The sequence below is a fragment of the Micromonospora sp. NPDC005171 genome (assembly GCF_040608575.1).
Classification (GTDB): Bacteria; Actinomycetota; Actinomycetes; order Mycobacteriales; family Micromonosporaceae; genus Micromonospora.
The window spans coordinates 14,402-29,683 of sequence record NZ_JBEXIM010000044.1 but is presented as its reverse complement, the minus strand read 5'-3'; the positions used below and the strand labels follow the sequence as shown (position 1 = coordinate 29,683).

Here is a 15,282-nt window from a genome sequence, read left to right as displayed (position 1 = left end):
TCAGCGGGTCCGGATGCCCTCCAGCACGGCGTCGACGACCCGCTCGGGCAGGGACTGCTCGTCCAGGTCCGGGTTCCACTGCAGCACCCGCTGGATCAGCATCGGCCCGGTGAGCAGCGCCATCGTCACCTCGACGTCGATGTCGGCGCGGAGCACCCCCTCGTCGATGCCGCGCCGCAGCACCTCGCGCATCAGCTGCCGGCGGGGCGAGATGATGCTCTGGTAGAGCTGGAACTGGTCGGCGCTGCGGTTCACGGCGGGGGCCAGGCAGGGCATGATCTTGGCCGCTCGCGGGTCGACGTTCTTGCCGATCGCGCCGACCAGCAGCACCAGGTCGTCGCGGACGGAGTGGCCCGCCGGCTGCGCCAGGACGCCCTTGAGTCGCCGCAACGCGTCCAGCAGCAACGCGTCCTTGCCCGCCCAGCGGCGGTAGATGGTGGCCTTGCCGACCCCGGCGCGGGTGGCGATCGCCTCGATCGAGAGCGCCTCGATGGTGCTGCCCTCGGCGAGCAGGTCGAGGGTGGCCTCGATGATCGCCTCGTCGGCGCGGATGCTCCGCGGTCGCCCGGGCGACCGCGGAGCATCGGCAGTGGACGTCATGTCCGCCATTCTCCCCGAACCTATGCCGTGCCAGCGAGCTCAGGCTCGGCGACCGGCGCCGCCGGGGCGACGCTGGCGTCCTCCTTGCCCGGCATCCAGCGCAGCACCACGATGATCCCGAGTGCGGCGATGACCGCGGAGAGCCCGGCCGCCCAGTGCATGGCGGTGACGAAGGCGTCGTTGGCCGCCGAGATCAGCCCCGGCGCCGCCGGGCCGAGCTGGCCCGCCGCCGCGTACGCCCCGGAGATCGACTCGTTGGCCGCGTCCTGGGCCTGCGTGGGCAGACCGGTGAGCGCGTCGCCGATGTCGCTGCGGTAGACCGCGGAGAGCACCGAGCCGAGGACGGCCACGCCGAGCGCGCCGGCCACCTGGCGGATGGTGTTGCTGACCGCGGAGCCCACACCGGCCTTCTCCCGGGGCAGCGCCGACATGATCGACTCGGTTGCCGGCGGCATGATGTTCGCCATCCCGGCGCCCTGGATGAGGAAGACGAGCAGCACGATCCAGATCGGGGTGGAGGCGCCAATGAAGACGAAGGCGCCGAGTGACACCACAGTCAGCGCCAACCCGACGGTGGCGACGGCCTTACCGCCGTAGCGGCGGACCATCGCGGCGCTGCGCGGCGCGAAGACCAGCTGGGCGCCCGCGAAGGGCAGGAAGAGCAGACCGGTCTGCAGGGGGCTGTAGTCGCGTACGAGCTGCAGGTAGAACGAGCCGAAGAACATCGAGCCCATCGCGGCGAAGAAGACCAGGCCGACGATGGCGACCGGTGCGGCGAAGCGGGGCACCTTGAACAGTCGGACGTCCAGCGACGGGTGGTCGCTGCGCCGCTCGTGCTGCACGAACCAGGCCAGCACCGCGATGCCGACCAGGATCGAACCCCAGGCCACCGGGCGGTCGAAGCCGTGCTCGCCGCCGTCGATGATGCCGTATGAGAGAGCGACCAGGCCGACCACGGAGAGCAGGACGCCGAGCACGTCGACTCGGCCGGGCCGTGGGTCACGCGACTCGGGGACCAGCAGCGCCACCAGGACCACGCCGGCGGCGACCACCGGCACGTTGATCAGGAAGACCGAGCCCCACCAGAAGTGCTCCAGCAGCGCGCCGCCGAGGATCGGGCCGATCGCCACGGCGAGACCGACAGCGCCGGCCCAGACCCCGATGGCCCGGCCGCGCTCGCGCGGGTCGAAGACGTTGGAGATGATCGACAGTGTCACCGGCATGATGGCCGCGCCGCCGACCCCCATCAGGGCGCGGGCCGCGATGAGCTGTCCGGGGCTCTGGGCGTACGCGGAGAGCAGTGACGCCAGGCCGAACAGCACCAGACCGATCATCAGGAAGCGCTTGCGGCCGGCGCGGTCGCCGAGCACCCCGAAGGTGAACAGCAGTCCGGCGAAGACGAGCGTGTAGGAGTTGATGGACCACTCCAGCTCGCCCTGGCTGGCGCCGAGGCCGTGCACCGGGTCGGCCAGGGTGCGTAGCGCGACGTTGAGGATCGTGTTGTCGAGGACGACCACGAGGAGGCTGATCACCAGCACCCCCAGGATCGCCCACCGCCTCGGGTGTCCGGTGTTGTTGTGCAGCTCCATGCCTGGCTTTCCCCCCACGCTGATCACCCGCGACGAAATACGATACGGGTCAGACTCGTAACGTGGGTCAGCCTACGACCCGCATTAACGATACGGCACCGATCCGTATCGTATGTGGTGGGCATCACTCCCGGGCACGACCGTCAGGCAGGCGTTGACGGCCTCCGTCAACGTGCCGAGGCGGATCGCCGGTCCGCCGAGCGGCTCGACCCAGCCCGGCCCCGCGCCGTACACCCGAAGGAGCGGAAAATCCCGGGCGAAGCGCACCAGGCGGTACGCGCGGCCGGTGAGCGGTGTCTGCGACCAGAGCACGACGGTGCGCGGGCGGGCCCGGTACACCGCGCTGGTGAGGGCGGACCAGGGCAGCGCGGGGCCGAGGTTCAGACAGCCGCGGCCCTGCTCGCGCAGCGCGGCGGCGAGCGCGAGCAGACCCAGGCTGTGCGCCTCCTTCTCGGCGCCGGCCAGCAACACCCCGCCGGCGGGCAGTGGCAGGCCCGGCTCCCGGCGGTACGCGTCCAACCCGACCCGGACGCCCTCGAAGAGGGCGTGCTCGATGACGATCTCGGCGGCGGTACGCCCCGACAGCCGGGCCAGCAGCGGACGGCAGACCTGTTCCCAGAGCGCCGGCACGCCCCACGCCTCGACCACCTCCAGCAGCACCGAGGCGACGCCGTTGGCGTCCAGGTCCTCGGCCGCCAGCGAAACCTGCTTGTGCGCGATCTCCACGGCCTCCGCCGGCATCGGATCAGTCAGCACCAGACGTACCCCCGGGTAGACGTTCTCTACCCGGGGGTTCGCTCGGAGGGCGCGCGGCGGATGCGCCGCGACGGAAATTCAGCGGCGGCGGGCCGCCAGCCGGTGGGCCAACGCGGCGACGCTGCCCCAGATACCGCGCCGGAACAGCACCACGACGAGGACGAAGATGCCGCCGGTCACCAGGCCGATCGCCTCGAACCCGGAGAACGACAACCAGTCCTCCAGCCGGACCACGAGGGCGGCGCCGAGCACCCCGCCCCAGAGGGTGCCGATTCCGCCGAGCACCACCACGATGACCGCCTTGCCGGAGGTGGTCCAGTGCAGCACGTCCAGCGAGACGAACCGGTGGCCGACCGCGAACAACCCGCCACCGAGGCCGGCGATGAACCCGGAGAGCACGAACGCGGTGAGTTTGTAGCTGTGCACCGGGTAGCCCAGTGCCCGCGCCCGGGCCGGATTGTCCCGGATGCCGACCAGCACCCGACCGAACGGTGAGTGCACGATCCGCCAGGCGGCGGCCAGCCCGAGCAGCACGATCGGCAGGATCGCGTAATAGAAGAAGTAGTCGTCGGTGAGATCGACGCCGAACAGCTCGCGGGGCACGCCCTGGAGGCCGTTCTCGCCCTGGGTGACCGAGCGCCACTCGTTGGCCACGTAGTAGACCATCTGCGCGAAGGCCAGGGTCACCATGGCGAAGTAGATCCCGGTCCGCTTGACGGCCAGATAGCCGATCGGCACCGCCAGCACGGCCGCGGCGAGGGCCCCGGCCAGCACCGCGAGCGGGAACGGCAGGCCGGCGTGGATGGCCACCAGCCCGGTGACGTACGCGGAGGTGCCCCAGAACGCGGCGTGGCCGAAGGACATCAGCCCGGTGAAACCGAGCAGCAGGTCCACCGCCACGGCGAACAGCGCCCAGCAGAGGATGTCCACAGCGACCGCCGGGTAGAGGCCGTTGGGCAGCCACGCCGCGACGGCCAGGCCGACGGCGAGCAGCGCGTACCGGACCCAGCCCGGAGCCCGGGCCACAGCGATCAGCCCGGACGGTGGCGTCGAGCGGGACGCGTCGGTAGCGGTGTCCACGGTGTTGGTCATGCGGGGGCCTCCTCCCGACCGAACAGGCCGGCCGGGCGCCAGAGCAGCACGCCGGCCATCACGACGAAGACGATCGTCTGCGAGACGAGCGGAAAGTCGGAGAGGTACGCCTCGCCCCACGCCTGCACCAGCCCGATGCCGAAGCCGGCGGCGACCGACCCGAAGATCGAGCCCAACCCGCCGATCACCACCACTGCGAACACCACGATGATCAGGTCGGCGCCCATCAAGGGGTTGACCGCGCGCATCGGCGCGGCCAGCACACCGGCGAGGCCGGCCAGCCCGATGCCGAAGCCGAAGACCGGGGTCACCCACCGCCCGACGTCGATGCCGAACGCGCGGGTCAGGTCCGGCCGCTCGGTGGCCGCGCGGACCACCATGCCGATCCGGGTACGGGTCAGCACCCACCACACCGCGACGCAGAGCAGCAGCGCGAAGCCGAGGATGAACACCCGGTACGTCGGGAAATCGAACAGCCCGAAGTTGACCGACCCGCTCAACAGCGACGGCGTCTCGTACGGGCTGGACTGCACGCCGTAGCGCAGTTTCACCAGGTCCTGCAGGATCAGCGTCAGACCGAAGGTGAGCAGGAAGTTGTAGAGCGGGTCCAGTTTGGTCAGCCGGTGGATCACCGCGCGTTCCAGCGCCATGCCGAGCAGACCCAACCCCACCGGCATGATCACCAGGGCGGCCCAGAACGGCACGCCCGCCTCGCTGAGCAGCACGTACGCCCCGAACGCACCGAGCATGTAGAACGCGCCGTGGGCGAAGTTGACCACCCTCAGCATGCCGAAGATGACAGCGAGCCCGAGGGCGAGCAGGGCGTAGAACGCCCCGCTCACCAACCCGTTGAACGTGTTCTGCGCGAATCCGCTCATAGCTTGCAGTCCGCGGAGGGCGCGCGGAACGCCTCCGCGGCGGGGATCGTCTTGAGCACCTTGACGTAGTCCCACGGCTCGGCGACCTCGGACTGCTGCTTCACCTGGGCCAGGTACGCGTCGTGCACCACCCGGTGGTCCTCGGCCCGGATCTTCCCGTTGCGCAGGAAGACGTCCTCGACCGTCTTGCCCTCCAGACCCTTGACCACCGCGTCCGCGTCGTCGGTGCCGGCGGCCTGCACCGCCTCCAGGTACTGCAGGGCCGCGGAGTAGTTGGCGGCGTGCGCGAACGTCGGCCGGGTGCCGGCCTTCTGCTGGAAACGGTCGGCGAACTCCCGGTTCCTGGCGTCGAAGTTCCAGTACCAGGCGTCGGTGTACGTGGTGCCGGCCAGCGCGGCCGGGGTGAGCGAGTGGATGTCGGTGAGGAACATCAGCCCCACCGCCAGGCCGACGCCCTTGTCCCGCAGCTTGAACTCGTTGTACTGCTTCACCACGTTCACCAGCTCCGCGCCGGCCTGCATGGTGCCCAGCACGTCCGGCTTCGGCTTCAGGTTCGGCGCCTTGAGCAGGAAGGTCGAGAAGTCACCGCTGGTGTTCGGGAACGGCGCCCCGTCCCTGCCGACCACAGTGCCGCCGGCCGCCGTGATCGCGGTGGAGAAACTCTTCTCCATGTCCTGACCGAAGGCGTAGTTCGGGTAGAGGATGTACCAGTTCTTGCCGATCTGCTCGGTGGTGGTCTTCCCGGTGCCGTTGGCCAGCATGTACGTGTCGTACGCGTAGTGGAAGGTGTACTTGTTGCAGCTCTTGCCGGTCAGGTCGGTGGTCGCCGCGCCGATGTTGAAATAGAGCTTCTTCTTCTCCTTCGCCACGTCGGCGACCTTCAACGCGGCCGACGAGGTGGGGACGTCCAGGATCAGGTCGACGCCCTTGCGGTCGTACATCTCCTGGGCCTTCGAGTTCGCCACGTCCGGCTTGTTCTGGTGGTCGGCGGTCTGCACGGTGATGTCCTTGGTCACCGCCTTGTCGCCGTACTTCGCTGTGAAGTCGGCGATGGCCATCTCCACCGCCGCCACCGAGTTCTTCCCGGACAACTCCGAGTACGCCCCGGACTGGTCGTTGAGCACGCCCAGCACGATCTTGTCGCCGGTCAGCTTCTGGTCGCCACTCGACTGGGGGCCACCGCCGCCGCACCCGGCGACCAGCACCACCACCACCGCCGACGCCGCGGCCACACCCATCGTCCTGCGCATGCCCACTCCATCCATCCCGCGCGTCGTCGCGCGGGTCCCGTTGAGAAATTCAGATCCCGAGGTACGCGAGCAGTTCGCGTTCGCGCGAACGCACCTCGGAGTTGTCCATCGCCTCGGCGACCCGGCCCTCGGCCAGCAGGTAGTGCCGGTCGGCGACACCGGTGGCGAAGTGCAGGTTCTGTTCGACCAGCAGCACTGTCACGCCGTGCCGCTTGGCCTCGCGCAGCAGGTCGCCGACCTGCTGCACCAGCAGTGGCGACAGCCCCTCGGTGGGCTCGTCGCAGAGCAGCAGTCGGGCGCCCATCCGCAGCACCCGGGCCAGCGCGAGCATCTGCTGCTCGCCGCCGGAGAGCGTGGTGGCCGCCGAGTCCCGCCGGGTGTGCAGGGCCGGGAACGCCTCGTACACCCGCTCCAGCGACCACGGGTCGGGGCCGACAGTGGGTGGCAGCGTGAGGTTCTCGGTGACTGTCAACGTGGCGTAGCTGCCCCGGTCGTCGGGCACCCAGCCCAACCCCAGGCGGGCCCGTTTGTGCGCCGGCAGCCGGGTGATGTCCCGCCCGTCCAGTTCGACAGTGCCGCGCTGACCGGGGTGCAGTCCCATCACGCAGCGCAGCAGTGTGGACTTGCCGGCACCGTTGCGGCCGACCAGGGTTACCACCTCGCCGACGGAGACCTCGAGGCTGACATCACGCAGCACCTGCGCCTCGCCGTAGAAGGCGGACAGGTTCTCAATGCGCAGCATCAGCGGCTCCCAGGTAGGCGGTGATCACGCGCTCGTCGGCGCGGACCTGCTCGTACGGGCCCTCGACGAGGACCCTGCCGGCCTGGAGGACGGTGACGGTGTCGGCGAGCCGGCCGACCACGCTCATGTTGTGCTCGACCATCACCACGGTCCGGCCCTGGCGGACCCGACCGATCAACTCGACGGTGCGGTCGACGTCCTCCAGGCCCATCCCCGCGGTCGGCTCGTCGAGCAGCAGCACCTTCGGGTCCAGCGCCAGGGCGATGGCCAGCTCCAGGGCGCGTTTGCGGCCGTACGCCAGGGCCGCCGAGGGGGCGTGTGCCAGCTCGGCCAACCCCACCATGGCCAGGAGTTCGTCGGCCCGCTCGGTGTAGCGGCCCATCAGCTTCGCCGAGCGCCAGAACCGCCAGCCCAGCCCGCTTGACGACTGCAACGCCAGCGCGACGTGCTCGCGGGCGGACAGTTGGGGAAAGAGGCTGGTGATCTGGAACGAGCGGGCCACGCCGAGCCGGGCCACCTGCTCCGGGGGCAGCCCGGTGACGTCCCGCCCAGCCAGCTCGATCCGGCCACCACTGGGTCGCAGGAAGCCGGTGAGCAGATTGAACAGGGTGGTCTTGCCCGCACCGTTCGGGCCGACAAGCGCGTGCACACTGTCCGACGCCACGTCGAGGTCGACGTCGTCGACCGCCCGGAAGCCCCGGAAGTCGCGGGTCAGCCCACGGGCCGACAGGAGCGCTTGCCCGGCCATCGCCTCATCCTCCGCACGTCGCGGCGACGGTCGGTTCGGTGACCGTGGTCACAGGCCCGTCGCGTGGACGAAACCTACGGCGGGCCGCCGGAGTCGAACCATGTCGATGAACTCCATATTCGACAGGCGATTGACGTGCGCGAACTCCACTCCCCCACGCCGTCGATTTGACCGGACCCCCTAGATTGATGATCCACACAGCCCATCGGAAGGTCCCCACCCCATGCCCGTCGGCTTCACCATGGCGATCGTCTTCGCCGTCGCCCTGGCGGTCAGCGCCATCGTTGCTCTCGTCGCTCCCGCCCGGTCGCTCAAGCGGATGGCCGCCCTCGCGGCGCTCGGCTTTCTCGCCCTCACTCTGGTGGTCGGCGTCGCCTCCAGCGCCCACTCGGTGCCCATCCGCTCGGTCGGCATCGTCACCAGCTTCGGCAAGCCCACCGGCGAGGTGACCGGCTCGGGCCTGAAGTGGGTGGCGCCCTGGCAGAAGGTCGGCGAGTGGGACGCGGGCCGGCAGAAGTACGACCACATCGGCGGCAACAACTGCGTACGGGTGCGGACCGGCACCCTCGCCGACGCCTGCGTCGAGGTGCTCGTCGAATGGCAGGTCAAGCCGGAGAACGCGCCGAAGCAGTTCATGGACTACAAGGGCGACTTCGGCAGCTTCCGGGGTCAGCGGGTGGGTGTGCAGCTCGACAGCGCGGTCAACGACGCCTTCGCCGCGTACAACCCGCTGGAGAAGATCGACGCCCAGACCGGTGACCTCAACGTCGACCTGAAGCCGTTCGCCGCGAACATCAAGACCAGCGCGGAGACCCGCCTCGCCACCGACGTGGACATCCTCTCGGTGACCATCACCCGGGTGAACCACGACGACAAGACCGAGGGCAACATCAAGGCGTTCCAGGACAAGCTGGCGCAGACCCGCAACCTGGAGCAGGACCGCAAGAACGCCGAGATCTCCAAGCAGATCACCGAGACCAACGCGAAAGTCGACAAGGTGACCCGCTGTCTGGAGATCGCGGAGAAGAACGGCGCCAACCCGGGGCTCTGCATCAACCCGGGCATCGTCACCGGCAAGTGACGAGCGGCCGGCCCACCCGCCACGGGTGGGCCGGCTCGCGCGGCACGGCCCACCCGGCCGGTCCGCGCCGACTAGGCGAAGCTGAACAGCGGTGGGAAGACGAGGACCACGATCCAGGCCCACGCGGCGTACACCGGCAGGTAGCCAGTCTGCCACCGTTCGAGTGTCGCGAACGGCGTACGTCGGCGGATGAAGGTCAGCAGGAGCCACGCCGACCACGCGAGGTTGACCAGGAGGATCACGTTCTCGCCGAGCGCGGCAGCCCGGTTGGGCGTACCGCCGTACTCGTCGGTGATCCGCTCGGTGATCTCCAGCAGGACCAGCACGTCGATGGCCAACGCACTGACCACGAGCGCGAGTTGGAGTTTGTCGAACGGGCCGGGCGGGGCCAGCGGCTCACGGGCCGAGAGCGAGTAGAGCAGCAGCCCCAGCACCACGACCAGCAGCAGGTCGAAGAGGAGCAGCGCCTCCCGCTCGACGTCGATGCCGTGGCTGGTCCAGACGACAGCGACGAGGAAGGCGAGCAGGGCGGCAGTGAAGAGCGGGGTGAACAGCCTGGTGAGGACCGGCGCGATGTTCTCGACGACGCTCTGTTTGGCTTCGACGAGCCAGCCGGCCACCACGACCGCGGCCGCGGCGCCACCGGGCAGCAGCCACTGCGAGATGAACTCCTCCGGGACGATCCCGATGGCCGCGAACGTGTTGAACAGGAACGCGGCGAGCACGCCGCCGCCGAGGGCCATCAGCACCAGGTAGATGAACCACTCGCCGGTGAACCGGATGAAGTCCATGCGTCGACGGGACGAGCGCCAGTCGTCGGCGACGTAGGCCAGACCGACCACCAGCCACAGGGCGATGGGCAGGTGGATGCTGGTGACGACCACTGACTGCGAATCGTCCGCCAGGGGGTAGGCGTTCGCCGCCACGGCGCCGAGGACGAAGAGCGCCGCCAGTGCCGCGATCACCGTCCGCCGGGCTCCCCGGCGCCACGCCAGGTACGCCGCCAGCCAGGGCAGCACGAACACCGTGAAGTTGCGCGCGTAGAACGAGCCGTCGTCGGCGAAGCTCAGCCCGAACAGCGCCGGCACCTTGACGGACGCCAGCGCACCCGCCGCGCAGCCGAGCATGACCCACAGGTCCCGACGGGAGCGCGTGCCACCGACCGGGATGCCGGAGTCGCCGGTCAGCACCAACTGCTTCCACAGCCGTTCCGAATGTTCCCGGGCGAACTCGCGGGAGAGGTCGTCGAGGCTGCCCATCCGTTTCACCGCGACCAGGAACGCCTCGTCCGGGCTCAGGCCGGTGGCGACGAGCTCGTCGACGGAGCCGCGGAGGTGGTCTTCCAGCTCGTCGGCGTCCACAATCTGCAGTTCCCTGCGACGCAGCACGTACTGGCGCCACTGCTCGAACTGCGCTTCCAACTCCGGTGGCCCGTCGTGCGCCGTCATGCGAGGCCCTCCAACGGGTACGCCGTGAGCGGCCCGCGGTCGTGCCAGATCTCCTTGAGCGCGCCCACCACGGTGTCCCACTGTCGGCGCTGCTCGGCCAGCTCAGCCAGGCCCCGGTCGGTGATGCGGTAGTACTTGCGCTTCCGCTCGCCGGCGACCGCCTGCCAGCTCGACTCCAGGTGGCCGAGGCGCTCGAGCCGGTGCAGCAACGGGTAGAGCAGCCCTTCGGTCCAGTCCAGCTCACCCCCGGACAGCTCGTTGATCCGCCTGATGATGGCGTAGCCGTAGCTCTCGCCCTCGGCCAGGATGCCGAGCACCATCGGCGTCGCCGAGGCGGCGACCAGATCCTTGGCGACCTTCACGTGACCTCCTGCCCCTAAACCTAGAAGTACGATGCATAGTACTGCTAGGTGTAGCTCCCGGCGCAACGGCCGGGAGCGGGACGCCGACCGAATCGCCGTCACGGGCAACTGTGGTGCCGCGATCGGGCAATTCCGGGTTAGCCTTGGCGCATATGGCTACCTTTCGCAGCGCCTCAGTGCTCCTTTCCTCAGACGGCACCAGGACCCCCGGCACCGCCGCGCTCTTCGCCGAGCCGGCCCGTAGAGGCGGGATTCCGCCGTGGGCGGGCGACTTCCGGCCCGCCAACAGCGCCGGCAACGGCCCCAAGAACGCGGTCGGAAAGACCTTCACCCTGGAGTTGCCGGACGGCAGCACCGGCAAGGTCGTGGTGCAGGGTCTCAAGAGCGGCAAGGGCGGCGTCGTGCTGGCGCTGATGGGCGAGGACGCCCCGCCCTTCTGACCAGTCGCACGGCTCTCATCGCCCGGGTGCCCCGGGTTGACCCTCCCGGGGTCGGCCCCGGGCACCTGGCCAACCACGCCCGGTCGTCCCCGACAAACCGCTGGGATGTCGACTGTCGCGTCGCGATAATGGCCGCTGTGCCGGAGGTCGAAGTCGTCGTCGCCCATCAGGAACGCGCGACCCTGCGCGTCGGCGACGTGTTCCTGAAGATCGACGCTGATTCGGGGCGCACCGACGTCGAAGTCGAGGCGATGGCCATGGCGCCGGTCCCGACCCCCGAGATCCTCTGGCGCAAGCCGCCCGTCCTCGCGCTCGCCGCCCTGCCCGGAACGGCGCTCGGTCGCCTCGGCGAGCCGTCGACCGCGTCCCCGGCGGCGTGGGCCGCAGCGGGCGCCGCCGTTCGGAAGCTGCACGACGCGCCGCTACCGCCCTGGCCCGGCCGCAGCCGCGAGGAGTTGACGTCGCAGCTCGACGCCGAGTGCGCGTGGCTCGTCGGCAACGGCGTCCTCCCCACCGACCTGGTCACCCGCAACCGCCAGGTGGCCGAGGCGGCGCTCCGACCGTGGACACCGGTTTTCACGCACGGCGACCTACAGATCACCCACGTGTTCGTCGAGGGTGACGAGATCATCGGTGTGATCGACTGGTCCGAGGCGTGCCAGGGCGATGCCCACTTCGACCTCGCCACCTTGACGCTCGGGCACGAGGAGCGCCTCGACGACGTCCTCGCCGGCTACCGCGCCGACGTCGACCTCGGCGTGATTCGCGCCTGGTGGTCGCTGCGAAGCCTGCTGGTGATCCGCTGGCTCGTCGAGCACGGCTTCGACCCGTTCGCACCAGGCTGCGAGGTCGACGTGCTGCGATCCCGGATGTGACGAGCGTCAGTCCAGGGTGACCACCCAACGGGCGCCCTCGCCCCGGGCCAGCCGGTCGAACGCCGCCGGCGCCTCGTCCAACGGAATCGTTCCGCTGACCAGCACACCCAGATCCAGTGTGCCGTCGGCGAGCTCGGCAGCCAGCACCGGCACCTCCCGGTCCGGGTCGGACGAGCCGTACACCGAGGAGCGCAGCGTGCGCGCGGAGTGGAAGATGTCCAGGGCGCCGAGGCTGACCATGTCGTCCTTCGCGCCCATGCCGACCACTGTCACCCCTCCCCCACGCCGGGTGAGCCGCCAGGCGGCGCGGATGGTGGCGGCCCGACCGACGCACTCGAAGGCGTGGTCGACGCCACGGCTCTCGGTGCGCGCCCGTACCTCCTTGGAGAGCCGGTCGTCGGAGAGCAGGAAGTCGGTCGCCCCGGCGGCGAGCGCCAGGTCCCGCTTCGCCTCGGCGACGTCGATGGCCAGGATCGTCGTGGCACCGGCCCGTCGGGCCGCGCTGAGGACGGCGAGCCCGACCCCACCGAGCCCGACGACAGCCACCGACTCGCCGGGTGCCACCCGGGCGGTGTTCCGGACCGCGCCGACGCCGGTGAGCACCGCGCAGCCGAGCAGTGCGGCCTGCTCGGGCGGCAGCCCGGCGGGGATCGGGATGACGGCACGCTCGGGCACCACCACCGCCTCGGCGAGCGCGCCGAGGCCGAGGGTCAGGTGCAGCGGGACCCCGTCGTCGGTCTCGCCGCGCGGCACGGTCGGGGCGGTGGTGTCGGCGCAGAGCCACGGTTCGCCGCGCCGGCACCACCAGCAGGCCCGGCAGGCCGGTGCCCAGTTGAGCACCACCGGGGTGCCGACCGTCAGGTGGCTGCCCGGCCCGACCTCGGCCACCACTCCGGTCGCCTCGTGCCCAAGCACCACTGGGAACCTCGCGGCGAGAGTGCCGTTGACCATGGACAGGTCGGAGTGGCAGACACCGGCCGCCCTGATCGTCACCCGCACCTCGCCGGGGCCGGGCGCGGGCAGGCGTACCCGCTCGACCCGCAGTTCGGCGCCGGACCCGCGCGCGACCAGCGCGCGAACAATGACCGGCTCGGTGCCGCCGCCCGGCGCGGCCGGGGACAGCTCGGCGTGGCCCGTCGACGCGGCCGGGGACAGCTCGGGGCGACCCGGCGCGGCCGGGGACAGCTCGGAGCCGGTCATCGCTGGATCGCCTTCAGCTCGCAGAACTCGGCCAGCCCGTGCACGCCCAACTCCCGGCCCAGGCCGGACTGCTTGTAGCCACCGAACGGGGCGAGCGGGTTGAACGGGGCGCCGTTGATGTCGACGGCGCCGGTACGCAGTCGCCGGGCCACCGCGAGCGCCGCGTCGGTGTCGGCGGACCAGACCGCGCCGGCCAGCCCGTATTTCGAGTTGTTGGCGATGGCGACCGCCTCGTCGGTGTCCGCGAACGGGATGACGGCGAGCACCGGACCGAAGACCTCCTCCTGGGCGAGCGCGCTGTCGGGGTGCACGTCGGCGAAGACGGTCGGGGCGACGAAGTGCCCGCGGGCCGGCACCGGGGCCTCGGGCCCGCCGACGACCAGCCGGGCGCCGTCGGCGAGGGCCCTGTCGATGTGGCCGCGCACCCGCTCGGCCTGCGCGGCGGAGACCAGCGGGCCGAGCCGGGTCGCCGGGTCGAACGGGTCGCCGAGTCGGTAGCCGGCCACCGCCGTGGCGATCAGGTGCAGAGCTTCGTCGTATCGATCGTTGTGCACCAGCATCCGGGTCCACGCCGTGCAGGTCTGCCCGGAGTTGAGCAGGGCGTTGCCGACGCCCACCTTGACGGCGGTGGCCAGGTCGGCGTCGGGGAGGATCACGTTCGCGGACTTGCCGCCCAGCTCCAGCGCGACCCGGGCGATCCGGTCGGCGGCGAGCCGCATGATCCGCGCGCCGGTGGCGGTGGAGCCGGTGAACGAGACCAGGTCGACGTCGGGGTGCCCGGCGAGAGCCTCGCCGACCACCGGCCCGGTGCCGGGGACCAGGTTGAGCACGCCGGGCGGCAACCCGGCTTCGGTGACCGCGTCGAAGAGCAGGTACGCGGTCAACGGGGTCAGCTCGCTGGGCTTGAGCACCACGGTGCAGCCGGCGGCCAGGGCGGGTGCGAGCTTCGCCATCACCTGGTGCAGTGGGTAGTTCCACGGGGTGATCGCGCCGACCACGCCGATCGGCTCGCGGACGACGAGGGAGTTGCCGATGCTCTCCTCGACCGGTGCGCGGGCGGCGAGCGCGACGTGGTCGCGCAACACGGTCAGTGGCAGCCCGACCTGCACCCGGGTGGCGAGCTTGAGCGGCGAGCCCAGCTCGACGGCGATGGTGTGGGCGAGGTCGTCGGCGCGGGCGGTGAGCGCCGTGTGCAGCCGGTGGAGGTGGGCGGAGCGCTCGGCGGGAGTGGCGGCCGACCAGTCGGGAAACGCGGCCCGGGCTGCGGCCACGGCGCGATCCACGTCGGCCGGGGTGCCGGCCGGCACCTGCCCGACCAGCTCTCCGGTGCTCGGGTTCTCCACGTCGATCAGATCGGTGGCGGCGGGTGCCGTCCACTCCCCACCGACGTGCAGGTGGTGTCGGAGGCGCAGGGAGTCGGGCAACTGCGACGGCGGGGCGGCGAGGTCCATGTCGTCCCTTCGAGGGTGGGCGATGGGCGATGAAACTAGCGCTGGGAGTTTGGACGCTACCCGGTGGGCCGGGCGGACTCCACCGTGTCGACGGTGCGGGTGTACTCGGCGGCCAGACCGTGCAGCAGGGCGTCCAGGCCGAGGGCGAAGGCGCCCTCGTCAACGCTCTGCTGGTGCTCGGCGAGCCGGTGCGCCTGACGCAGGTGCGGGTAGTGCGCCGCGTACAGCTCCGGGTCCTCGACGAACCCGCGGGCGAACGAGCCGAGCGCCGACCCGGCCACGAAGTAGCGCAGCGCCGCGCCGATGTGGGTGGCGCGGGCCGGCGGCCACCCGGCCCGGACCAGGCCGCCGTAGACCGCGTCGGCCATGGCGAGGGCGGCCGGACGACGACCCGGCCCCTGCGCCAGGTAGGGCACGATGTTCGGGTGCGCGGTGAGCGCCCGCCGGTACGACCAGGCCCAGTCGCGCAGCGCGGCGACCCAGTCCCGGCTGGCGAAGCCGCGGGTGTCGACGGCGCCGGTGACCGTGTCGGCGACCGCGTCGAGGATCTCGTCCTTGGTGGCGAAGTGGTTGTAGAGCGAGGGACCCTGCACCCCGAGCGCGGCGGCGAGCCGGCGGGTGGAGAGCGCGCCGAGCCCGTCGGCGTCGATCAGCGCGAGCGCCGTCTCGACGATCCGGTCGCGGGTGAGCAGTGGCCGCCGAGGTCGGGGCACGTCAGACCTCCTCGGTGTGGGGCGTCTCTGCCCGTGGGAACCACCTGTTCACGCACC

16 protein-coding genes are annotated in these 15,282 nt (G+C 70.9%); 3 read left to right on the top strand and 13 right to left on the bottom strand.

Annotated elements, in window-relative coordinates; all coding sequences use genetic code 11:
- The 8 genes from ABZU74_RS29930 to ABZU74_RS29895 all read right to left on the bottom strand — a co-directional run bounded on the left by ABZU74_RS29930 (position 1) and on the right by ABZU74_RS29895 (position 7,655).
- Positions 1–609 carry a TetR/AcrR family transcriptional regulator gene (locus ABZU74_RS29930; protein ID WP_355430796.1) on the bottom strand — a complete coding sequence of 203 codons (609 nt, stop codon included), beginning with the start codon at positions 607–609 and terminating at the stop codon, positions 1–3.
- A gap of 11 nt (positions 610–620) precedes the next feature.
- The gene (locus tag ABZU74_RS29925; protein ID WP_355430847.1) at positions 621–2,189 is read right to left on the bottom strand and encodes an MFS transporter; all 1,569 of its coding nucleotides are present in this window, start codon (positions 2,187–2,189) and stop codon (positions 621–623) included.
- Between the two features lie 84 nt (positions 2,190–2,273).
- Positions 2,274–2,945, bottom strand: coding sequence for a transcriptional regulator (locus ABZU74_RS29920; RefSeq protein WP_355430793.1), 672 nt, complete (start codon positions 2,943–2,945; stop codon positions 2,274–2,276).
- Between the two features lie 78 nt (positions 2,946–3,023).
- A complete protein-coding gene (locus ABZU74_RS29915; RefSeq protein WP_355430790.1) occupies positions 3,024–4,037 on the bottom strand; it encodes a branched-chain amino acid ABC transporter permease in 1,014 nt (337 codons plus the stop codon).
- Positions 4,034–4,915 (bottom strand): branched-chain amino acid ABC transporter permease, encoded by an 882-nt coding sequence (locus ABZU74_RS29910; protein WP_355430787.1) that lies wholly within the window; start codon positions 4,913–4,915, stop codon positions 4,034–4,036. The genes ABZU74_RS29915 and ABZU74_RS29910 overlap by 4 nt, the downstream gene beginning before the upstream one ends.
- Positions 4,912–6,153 carry an ABC transporter substrate-binding protein gene (locus ABZU74_RS29905; RefSeq protein WP_355430844.1) on the bottom strand — a complete coding sequence of 414 codons (1,242 nt, stop codon included), beginning with the start codon at positions 6,151–6,153 and terminating at the stop codon, positions 4,912–4,914. Before ABZU74_RS29905 ends, ABZU74_RS29910 begins: the two co-directional genes overlap by 4 nt.
- A gap of 61 nt (positions 6,154–6,214) precedes the next feature.
- A complete protein-coding gene (locus tag ABZU74_RS29900) occupies positions 6,215–6,907 on the bottom strand; it encodes an ABC transporter ATP-binding protein (protein ID WP_355430784.1) in 693 nt (230 codons plus the stop codon).
- On the bottom strand, positions 6,894–7,655 hold the full coding sequence (locus ABZU74_RS29895) for an ABC transporter ATP-binding protein (protein WP_355430781.1): 762 nt from the start codon (positions 7,653–7,655) through the stop codon (positions 6,894–6,896). The genes ABZU74_RS29900 and ABZU74_RS29895 overlap by 14 nt, the downstream gene beginning before the upstream one ends.
- Before the next feature lie 223 nt (positions 7,656–7,878).
- Here ABZU74_RS29895 and ABZU74_RS29890 point away from each other — a divergent pair, with 223 nt between their 5' ends.
- Positions 7,879–8,736 carry an SPFH domain-containing protein gene (locus ABZU74_RS29890; RefSeq protein WP_355430778.1) on the top strand — a complete coding sequence of 286 codons (858 nt, stop codon included), beginning with the start codon at positions 7,879–7,881 and terminating at the stop codon, positions 8,734–8,736.
- Positions 8,737–8,807: 71 nt separating this feature from the next.
- Here the strand turns inward: ABZU74_RS29890 and ABZU74_RS29885 are convergent, their stop codons facing one another.
- Both ABZU74_RS29885 and ABZU74_RS29880 read right to left on the bottom strand, forming a co-directional pair.
- Entirely contained in the window at positions 8,808–10,184 is a 1,377-nt protein-coding gene (locus ABZU74_RS29885) for a permease prefix domain 1-containing protein (protein WP_355430775.1), read from the bottom strand.
- Complete coding sequence (locus ABZU74_RS29880; RefSeq protein ID WP_355430772.1) at positions 10,181–10,546, bottom strand: PadR family transcriptional regulator; 366 nt, start codon at positions 10,544–10,546, stop codon at positions 10,181–10,183. The genes ABZU74_RS29885 and ABZU74_RS29880 overlap by 4 nt, the downstream gene beginning before the upstream one ends.
- 176 nt (positions 10,547–10,722) lie before the next feature.
- Here ABZU74_RS29880 and ABZU74_RS29875 point away from each other — a divergent pair, with 176 nt between their 5' ends.
- Together ABZU74_RS29875 and ABZU74_RS29870 are read left to right on the top strand one after the other, a co-directional pair.
- On the top strand, positions 10,723–10,986 hold the full coding sequence (locus tag ABZU74_RS29875) for a hypothetical protein (protein WP_091402229.1): 264 nt from the start codon (positions 10,723–10,725) through the stop codon (positions 10,984–10,986).
- A 128-nt stretch (positions 10,987–11,114) separates the two neighbouring features.
- Positions 11,115–11,861 carry an aminoglycoside phosphotransferase family protein gene (locus ABZU74_RS29870; RefSeq protein ID WP_355430769.1) on the top strand — a complete coding sequence of 249 codons (747 nt, stop codon included), beginning with the start codon at positions 11,115–11,117 and terminating at the stop codon, positions 11,859–11,861.
- 6 nt (positions 11,862–11,867) lie between these two features.
- Here ABZU74_RS29870 and ABZU74_RS29865 read toward each other — a convergent pair whose 3' ends face one another.
- The 3 genes from ABZU74_RS29865 to ABZU74_RS29855 are packed head-to-tail and all read right to left on the bottom strand — an operon-like array spanning position 11,868 to position 15,225.
- Entirely contained in the window at positions 11,868–13,061 is a 1,194-nt protein-coding gene (locus ABZU74_RS29865; protein WP_355430766.1) for an alcohol dehydrogenase catalytic domain-containing protein, read from the bottom strand.
- The gene (locus ABZU74_RS29860; RefSeq protein ID WP_355430763.1) at positions 13,058–14,512 is read right to left on the bottom strand and encodes an aldehyde dehydrogenase family protein; all 1,455 of its coding nucleotides are present in this window, start codon (positions 14,510–14,512) and stop codon (positions 13,058–13,060) included. The genes ABZU74_RS29865 and ABZU74_RS29860 overlap by 4 nt, the downstream gene beginning before the upstream one ends.
- 56 nt (positions 14,513–14,568) lie before the next feature.
- Entirely contained in the window at positions 14,569–15,225 is a 657-nt protein-coding gene (locus ABZU74_RS29855) for a TetR/AcrR family transcriptional regulator C-terminal domain-containing protein (RefSeq protein WP_355430760.1), read from the bottom strand.
- Positions 15,226–15,282 lie beyond the last annotated feature (57 nt).

What these genes read in the sequence shown, in the direction of transcription:
- ABZU74_RS29930 (WP_355430796.1), bottom strand. Translation starts at nt 609, where the DNA reads ATGGCGGACATGACGTCCACTGCCGATGCTCCGCGGTCGCCCGGGCGA.
- ABZU74_RS29925 (WP_355430847.1), bottom strand. Translation starts at nt 2,189, where the DNA reads ATGGAGCTGCACAACAACACCGGACACCCGAGGCGGTGGGCGATCCTG.
- ABZU74_RS29915 (WP_355430790.1), bottom strand. Translation starts at nt 4,037, where the DNA reads ATGACCAACACCGTGGACACCGCTACCGACGCGTCCCGCTCGACGCCA.
- ABZU74_RS29910 (WP_355430787.1), bottom strand. Translation starts at nt 4,915, where the DNA reads ATGAGCGGATTCGCGCAGAACACGTTCAACGGGTTGGTGAGCGGGGCG.
- ABZU74_RS29905 (WP_355430844.1), bottom strand. Translation starts at nt 6,153, where the DNA reads ATGGGTGTGGCCGCGGCGTCGGCGGTGGTGGTGGTGCTGGTCGCCGGG.
- ABZU74_RS29900 (WP_355430784.1), bottom strand. Translation starts at nt 6,907, where the DNA reads ATGCTGCGCATTGAGAACCTGTCCGCCTTCTACGGCGAGGCGCAGGTG.
- ABZU74_RS29895 (WP_355430781.1), bottom strand. Translation starts at nt 7,655, where the DNA reads ATGGCCGGGCAAGCGCTCCTGTCGGCCCGTGGGCTGACCCGCGACTTC.
- ABZU74_RS29890 (WP_355430778.1), top strand. Translation starts at nt 7,879, where the DNA reads ATGCCCGTCGGCTTCACCATGGCGATCGTCTTCGCCGTCGCCCTGGCG.
- ABZU74_RS29885 (WP_355430775.1), bottom strand. Translation starts at nt 10,184, where the DNA reads ATGACGGCGCACGACGGGCCACCGGAGTTGGAAGCGCAGTTCGAGCAG.
- ABZU74_RS29870 (WP_355430769.1), top strand. Translation starts at nt 11,115, where the DNA reads ATGGCCGCTGTGCCGGAGGTCGAAGTCGTCGTCGCCCATCAGGAACGC.
- ABZU74_RS29865 (WP_355430766.1), bottom strand. Translation starts at nt 13,061, where the DNA reads ATGACCGGCTCCGAGCTGTCCCCGGCCGCGCCGGGTCGCCCCGAGCTG.
- ABZU74_RS29860 (WP_355430763.1), bottom strand. Translation starts at nt 14,512, where the DNA reads ATGGACCTCGCCGCCCCGCCGTCGCAGTTGCCCGACTCCCTGCGCCTC.